Origin of the sequence: Chryseobacterium sp. RU37D, from assembly GCF_900156075.1 — a bacterium.
Taxonomy (GTDB): Bacteria; Bacteroidota; Bacteroidia; order Flavobacteriales; family Weeksellaceae; genus Chryseobacterium.
This window is the reverse complement of sequence record NZ_FTMM01000009.1, coordinates 108,632-114,631: the sequence shown is the minus strand read 5'-3', so window position 1 is coordinate 114,631 and position 6,000 is coordinate 108,632. Positions and strand designations below refer to the sequence as shown.

The 6,000-nt window shown below is 32.2% G+C and carries 7 protein-coding genes and 1 tRNA gene; 3 read left to right on the top strand and 5 right to left on the bottom strand.

The genetic code is table 11. The features are described 5' to 3' along the window. Positions 1–27: 27 nt before the first annotated feature. From BW926_RS06490 to BW926_RS06480, 3 genes are all read right to left on the bottom strand, one after another. Complete coding sequence (locus BW926_RS06490; RefSeq protein WP_143756509.1) at positions 28–1,248, bottom strand: phage integrase SAM-like domain-containing protein; 1,221 nt, start codon at positions 1,246–1,248, stop codon at positions 28–30. Positions 1,249–1,406: 158 nt separating this feature from the next. Further along, positions 1,407–1,493 (bottom strand) — tRNA-Ser (locus BW926_RS06485). A gap of 55 nt (positions 1,494–1,548) precedes the next feature. Then, entirely contained in the window at positions 1,549–2,565 is a 1,017-nt protein-coding gene (locus BW926_RS06480) for an asparaginase (protein ID WP_076445338.1), read from the bottom strand. Positions 2,566–2,731: 166 nt separating this feature from the next. Here BW926_RS06480 and BW926_RS06475 point away from each other — a divergent pair, with 166 nt between their 5' ends. The 3 genes from BW926_RS06475 to BW926_RS06465 are packed head-to-tail and all read left to right on the top strand — an operon-like array spanning position 2,732 to position 4,731. Further along, the gene (locus BW926_RS06475) at positions 2,732–3,412 is read left to right on the top strand and encodes a TrmH family RNA methyltransferase (protein ID WP_076445319.1); all 681 of its coding nucleotides are present in this window, start codon (positions 2,732–2,734) and stop codon (positions 3,410–3,412) included. 27 nt (positions 3,413–3,439) lie between these two features. After that, positions 3,440–3,871 carry a hypothetical protein gene (locus tag BW926_RS06470; protein ID WP_076445318.1) on the top strand — a complete coding sequence of 144 codons (432 nt, stop codon included), beginning with the start codon at positions 3,440–3,442 and terminating at the stop codon, positions 3,869–3,871. Next, on the top strand, positions 3,871–4,731 hold the full coding sequence (locus BW926_RS06465; RefSeq protein WP_076445315.1) for a hypothetical protein: 861 nt from the start codon (positions 3,871–3,873) through the stop codon (positions 4,729–4,731). Before BW926_RS06470 ends, BW926_RS06465 begins: the two co-directional genes overlap by 1 nt. Here BW926_RS06465 and BW926_RS06460 read toward each other — a convergent pair. Together BW926_RS06460 and tnpA are read right to left on the bottom strand one after the other, a co-directional pair. Beyond that, the gene (locus BW926_RS06460; protein WP_076445313.1) at positions 4,728–5,426 is read right to left on the bottom strand and encodes an RsmE family RNA methyltransferase; all 699 of its coding nucleotides are present in this window, start codon (positions 5,424–5,426) and stop codon (positions 4,728–4,730) included. The genes BW926_RS06465 and BW926_RS06460 overlap by 4 nt on opposite strands. A gap of 106 nt (positions 5,427–5,532) precedes the next feature. Further along, positions 5,533–5,982 (bottom strand): IS200/IS605 family transposase, encoded by a 450-nt coding sequence (gene tnpA / locus BW926_RS06455; protein ID WP_076445311.1) that lies wholly within the window; start codon positions 5,980–5,982, stop codon positions 5,533–5,535. Between the last annotated feature and the right edge of the window lie 18 nt (positions 5,983–6,000).

The following is a 6,000-nucleotide window of genomic DNA, read 5'->3' as shown; positions in this document are numbered from 1 at the left end:
CCCTGAATTATCAAACAATAGAAGAATTTAACAATCAAAACAAAATTTACAAAAATGTAGCTTAACTCTAACTGGAAATTTTATTTGCATATCCATTTCTTTGTGTACCTTGTCTTTTACATGATAAGGAAAACTGCCTTCATAAATAGAATGAGTGTCATTTTGTGAGTGTCCGGTTAATTCTTTTATTACATCTCTGTTAAGATAAAGCTCCTTACCTCCAATATTGATAAAGGTATATCTGGGTGATTTTGAATCGATATAGGATTCAATCTTCAGTAATTTAAATTTTTTCCGAATTTCCCTGACGTATTTATCTCTGTAAGGCTTGTAAGAATATTTATGAATTGGAGTAATAAAATCTGAATCTGGATCGTGGAAAAAATCAAGAATTTCCTGTGCTTCTTCAAAAATAAAATTGTCGATGAATTCCTGAGTATTTCCTTTGAATCTTACAAATTTCACGCGCCCTTTTATGATATGTTCTTTTTTCAATGATGCAATATCAATAAAATCCAAACCTCCTAAGTAAAATGACAGCATAAAATATCTATAGAAATTATTATCTATAGGATTTTTGAATAAAATTTTCATTTCAGAAATTGAAAGATACTTGTCTTTCGTTTTTACTTTGGCCTCCATTATTCCGTCAAATGGATTTCTGAAGGATTCCGGGGAATATACGCCTCTTTTTATTGCTTCGTTATATACAGCTCTCAAATTAGCCATATAGGTATTTATACCACCTTCATTGCACGTTGATGATTTTTTTAGTTTGAATTGATACAGGAAATTATAAGTAATGTCCGAGAAAAGTAATTCTTTTTGGTACTTTTTAAACACGCTTAAATTATTAGAATATTTCTTTGCCGTTCCACCGGTATTAATATCAGTTTTAGATCTGTTTTGTCGGTGTTTTTCCAACTCTTTAATACGGAGCTCCCAAAAATCATAAATACTTTCTGAATTTCCAATCAAATAACTTTCGATCTGGTTTGATGTTTTTGTTTCCCTGGAGTTTAATAAGTTTAAAATTTTACGCCTTTTTTCAAAAAGAAAGTCAGATATAGCATTGTACAGCGGGTGGCTTCTTTTGGGTTCTTCTTTTGTAAAATCCCAATCGTTGGCTTGGGAATAATATTTTGTAAACGGATATTTTCTATCTTTACTCGAAACGTAGATATAAAGTCGAAGAGGGTGCCCCTCTTTTTTAGTAATTGACTTATCTAAGTAAAATCTAATTTTCATAAGTGCATTTTTGGTTTGTAAATAGTTTGTAAAATTGGCATATTTTATCCCTATTTTATCCATATTTTATTATGGTAAAACTATGAAAATTTTCAATATTTTTCAAAAGAAGAAACTATTAGAATAAAAAAAGTACTGAAAATCAGTACCTTAATATGCAGAAAGGAAGGGATTCGAACCCTCGATACAGTTACCCGTATACTACCTTTCCAGGGTAGCTCCTTCAACCACTCGGACACCTTTCTAATTGAGATTGCAAAAATAGAGTAATTTCTCGAATTAGCAAACTATTGATAAAAATTAGTCAGAAATTTCTCCACAAAGGCTTTTTGTAAAGTTATCGGTAAAACTTCCGGTATACTGAGGATTGTCGATTAAATGCATTGCTTTTGTAATCGCACTTTCCGCCGTAATGTCTTTTCCGCTTATCGCCCCGATTCTTGAGAAAATATTGCTATTTTCATATTTTCCAAATGATATTCCCCCTGAAATACATTGACTTACCACTACGATTTCTGTCCCGTTGTTTCTTATTTCCTGCAAAGTCTGCTGTGTATTTTCGCTGCTAAAAATCGTTCCTGAACCAAAAACCTGAAGAATTAAAACCTTCATTTTGGGAATTTCTTTAAAATGGTTCAGTTTCATTCCCGGAAAAATTCTCCAAAACAAAACATCTTCCGAAATATGGTCATCCACATGAAATTCTACATCAGGATTTCCACGGTGAAGATTTTCTTTAATAATATTTAGATGAACCCCGGACTGCCCAAGAATAGGGTAGTTCGGGCTCGCATAGGCATCGAAATACTCTGCCGAGTATTTCAAAGTACGGTTTCCTCTCAATAATTTATACTCAAAATAAATCGCAACTTCCTGAATAACCGCTTTGTCATTTTCATACAAACTGGCATAATAAAGGCTGGTCAGAAGATTTTCTTTCGCATCCGTCCTCAAGTCTCCGATTGGAAGCTGGGAACCGGTTAAAATTACAGGCTTGTTCAACCCTTTTAGCATAAAACTTAAAGCAGAAGCCGTATAAGACATTGTATCTGTTCCGTGAAGAATTAAAAATCCATCATATTTGTCATAATTTTTATGGATGTAATGGGCTATAATTTTCCATTCATTCGGCCCCATATCCGAAGAATCAAGTGGTTTAGCAAAAGGATGAACGAAAACCTCACATTCCATCAGCTTCATTTCGGGCATTTTCTCAAAAATATTTCCAAAATCAAATGCGCGAAGGCTTCCGGTTTCATAATCTTTCTCCATACCGATCGTACCACCGGTATATATTAGCAGAACTTTTCGTTTCATAAAAAGGGCTTTTGTTAGAAATTTCATCTCCTGTTCAGGAGGATTCCTCAAAATTACGTTAAATTTGCAAAAATTTGAAAATGAATGAAACGTTTATGACAAAAATTATAATTAAGGCTATCATTATGAGTATTATATCTGAATATTGAAAAATATATATTATCAGATGAAAGATTTGGCGAAAACTTTTGAGTACTTAAAACAGTTTTTAACGGAGGAAAGATTGGCAAAAATTGAGTATTATTCCCAAGAAAGTTCAGATTTTGTCTTACCTGTGATGGAAGATATTTATCAGTTCAGAAATGCTGCTGCCATTGTCCGTTCTGTGGAAGCATGCGGTTTTCATAAAGTGATCGCTTTGCAGGAAGAATATAGTTTTGAACCTAATCTCCGAGTTACAAAAGGAGCTGATACATGGGTCGAGGTGGAAAAACTTCCCAGAAATATAGAATCTTTTCAGAAAATCAAAAATCAAGGGTATAAAATAGTGGTGGGTTCACTGGAAAGCCACGCAAAAATGCTGCCTGAATATGAGATTACAGAACCTATTGCCTTAGTTTTCGGGACGGAAATGAAAGGAGTTTCCCAGGAAATTCTGGATTTTGCAGATGAAACACTGGCGATTCCTATGTACGGTTTTACGAAAAGCTTTAATGTTTCGGTGGCGGCATCGATTTGCATGTATGATTTGAAGCAAAAGCTTTTAAAATCTAATATTGATTATAAGTTAAATGAAGAAAAACTCTTTAAAATGAAAATTCGCTGGGCAGTAAATTCAATAAGAAGTGGACAGCAGATTTTTGATAAATACTTGAAAGATAATAATTTAAAATCTTGCTTTGATTAAAATTGCTCTATAAAACACAATATTTATATGCAAAAATATACCAAATATCTTTTTTTTATTTCCATATTCCTTTCTTTTGTTTCGTTGTATATAATTGAAAAAGGAGGGAAGGAGATTTATCCTTTTTTCAGTTGGAAGTTATTTACCAGCCCAAGTGGAAGCGAGAAATTTGAGGAGCAATACAGGCTATATAAAGTTAAAGGAAACGATACGATTCGTGTTTTATATAAGGCGACCGATCTGTATGATGAAAATAATCTGGCTTTAATTACAGGGTTTTATGGAAAAAAAATTGAGAAAAACGAAGACAGAGAAAGAAACATCCGAAAGATGAAAATTTTCATTAAAAGTTATCAGCAGGAAAATATTAATTTTCTTTTGTTTAAAGAAAATTTCAATCCGTGGGAGTTGGGAAAACCGACTTTTAAAATTAAAAAAACTCTTATAGCCAGACTGTAATGAAATACAAAGAACTTACTGTTTTCAATTATAAAATTGCGTATTATATAATGCGTATTTTCGGGCTGTATTGGTTGCTGATGCAATATTTAGTATTTAAAAGAATAAGCCGTTGGCCGAAAGAAATTTATGAACCCTTTTTAGATATTCAACGATTTATTTTCCCGGAATATCCAAGTGAGATTCTATATGTAAGTATTTTGATTCTTTGTGCTGTATTTTTAATTATAACATTGTTTAGACAGAATTATTTTCTTAATTTTTTAATATTCGTTTTAATAGCAATTATTAATTTCCCCATTTCTCTTAATTTCAGTGTAGGGCATAATAATCATCTTGTTATTATCGGCTTTTTTATGGCAATTTTTCTGCTTCCAAAGAACCTGAACAAAGTAAATGATTTCAAATGGGTTCAATATTTCTACCTCGGAATTTTGACAACTTATAGTCTGGCGGGGTTCTCAAAGTTTTTAGGTATTGCAAAAAATCTAATCAAAGGAACCGAAAAAATAACATGGCTCGATAAAAATGCTGCAAAAATCAATACGTTAGATAACTATTGGATGGCTGATATCAAGGTCCCCAACTGGATTCTTCACTTGTACACCTATGAAAATTTCTGGGTTTTTATAACGCTTATCGGAATTATTGCCCAGGCTTCGAGTTTTTTAGCAGCGTTTAATAGAAAATATCTAACCTTTATAATGATTTTCCTGTACGTTTTTCATTGGTATACAGACTTTTTTGTATTGGCGGATTTCCAGGATGCCAAAAATTTCGTCCTAATTTCATTATTTCCTTACCATATTTTTGCCCCTTTATTAGGAAGCTTTAAACAGAAATTAGAAAATAATAATTAGCTGCTCATTTTGGAATAGTTCCAGGCTGCTACAAAAATCCCTGCAGTTTCTGTTCTCAATCTTTGATTTCCAAGAGAAACCGCTTTTATTTGGAGGTCCGCCAAAAAAGAAATCTCTTTTTCCGAAAAATCACCTTCCGGCCCGATCAGGAAAACAATTTTTTCCAGCGCCGGAATTTGTTTCAAATCTATTCTTTCCAGATTTTCATGGCAGTGTGCCACGAAAGTATTTTCAGGGTTAATTTTTTTCAGAAAATCCTGAATTTTAATTAAATCATTAATGATAGGAAAATGAAATCTTAAGCTTTGCTTGGACGCTGCAACGGCTTGTTTTCTTAATTTATCGATATTAATGTTTTTACGTTCAGTTTTTTCTGTATTTAAAATCGTTATTTCAGAAATGCCCATTTCTACTGCTTTTTCTACAAAAAACTCAATGCGGTCAATATTTTTCGTCGGAGCAATCGCAATGTGAAGTTTAGGATTAAAATCACTCAGCCCTGCTTTAATTTCATCTACTTCAATATTTGCTTTTTTACCTTCAATCAACAGTTTTCCGAACGCAAGATTTCCTTTTCCATCTGTCACATGGATTTCTTCACCATCTTTCATTCGAAGGACTTTTACAATATGCTGTTGTTCTTCATCATTGATTATTACTGTATTTCCGTTGATTTCTCCGTAGAATAGTTTCATTTTTTTTCTTTTTTTAAAGAGCCACGAAGTGGCGGAATAATTAGCAAAGACTGTAGGTCTTTTTGTTCTGATTAAGATTATTTATGAGCTCTGAAAGAGCGAAATATTAATCCCAAACATATTTTTCATCAAATTCAATTTCATAGTTTTTTAAAAACAGTAAAAACTCTTCTTTAAAACTTTTAATTCTATGATATTCTTTTTGGTTACTAATATACTGTACTACAGTTTCAACCTCTCTCGGATTTACTGAAAAACTTCCATATCCATTTTGCCAATAAAAATTGGAATATTGAATATCTTTGGTCTTTATCCATTTGGAGGAATGAGATTTTAAACTTTCCAAAAGTTTCACTAGAGTTATTTTTTTTGATAAAAGACAAAGGATGTGAACATGATTTTTGTATCCTCCGATTTTGATAGGATTGCATTCCATATTTTTGCAGATTCCGGCTAGATATGAAAATAATTCTTCCTGTATTGCTTCAATTATGGGTTCTCTGTTTTTAGTAGAGAATATAATATGAATATAATTTTTAACAAGAGATTGTCCCATTTTATCTCGCTACTTCGT